The following is an 862-nucleotide window of genomic DNA, read 5'->3' on the forward strand; positions in this document are numbered from 1 at the left end:
GTGTCCTACGTGGTGATTGCTCGTTGGTCTGGTCATGGGGCGGGGTACGTGGAGTTGGATTGTTCCGGACGGGTTGTGGGAGATCGCGGAGCCGTTGATCCCTCCGTCGAAGGTGCGGCCGCAGGGTGGGGGAACGCAGGACACGCCTGATGAGACGCTGTTCGCCGCCATCATCTACGTACTGGTCAGCGGCTGCGCCTGGCGAGCCCTGCCACCGTGCTTCGGCATATCGAAGTCCACTGCTCACCGTCGGTTCTTGATCTGGTCGAGAGCCGGTGTCTGGGGCCGGCTGCATGAGGCCGTGCTGCACCAACTCGACGACGCCGGCCTCATCGACGTCACCCGGGTCGTCCTCGACACCGCCCACGTCCGGGCTAAAAAGGGGGCGAACGCACAGGTCCGAGCCCCGTGGACAGGGGCAAGCCGGGTTCCAAGATGCACGTCCTGTCGGACGCGAACGGACTGCCCCTCCTCGTCGGCGTCTCGGCGGGCAACACCCATGACAGCGAAGGGCTGAAGCCGATGGTGGAGGGTCACCAAACGAGACACGACCCTCACCGGGGCCGCTACTTCAAGCCCCAGCGGCTGCATGCAGACAAGGCCTACGACCGCGCTGACCTGCGCAGGTGGCTCCGGGGTAAGCGCATCGGCGTCCGCATCGCCCGCAAGGGCATCGAATCCAACGAGCGATTAGGGCGCCGCCGCTGGGTCATCGAGCGCACCATGTCCTGGCTGTCCGGCTACCACCGACTCAGCCCCCGCTACGAGCGCGATCCCCGGAACTACCTGGCCTTTCTCGGACTCGCCGCCGCCCTGTGCTGCTACAAGCGACTCGTCCGCCTCACCACGTAGGACACGGTCT

At 66.2% G+C, this 862-nt stretch carries 1 protein-coding gene; it reads left to right on the top strand.

The genetic code is table 11. The annotated features are described in order from the left end of the window. Positions 1-34 precede the first annotated feature (34 nt). Positions 35-852, top strand: a protein-coding gene (locus tag NMK44_RS41895) for an IS5 family transposase (RefSeq protein ID WP_254753400.1) whose coding sequence is annotated in 2 segments (ribosomal slippage) — positions 35-377 and positions 377-852 — 819 coding nt in all. Because the reading frame shifts where the segments join, the coding sequence is not laid out codon by codon here. Positions 853-862: the final 10 nt, after the last annotated feature.

This window comes from Streptomyces cucumeris (assembly GCF_024295805.1).
GTDB classification, from domain to species: domain Bacteria; phylum Actinomycetota; class Actinomycetes; order Streptomycetales; family Streptomycetaceae; genus Streptomyces; species Streptomyces cucumeris.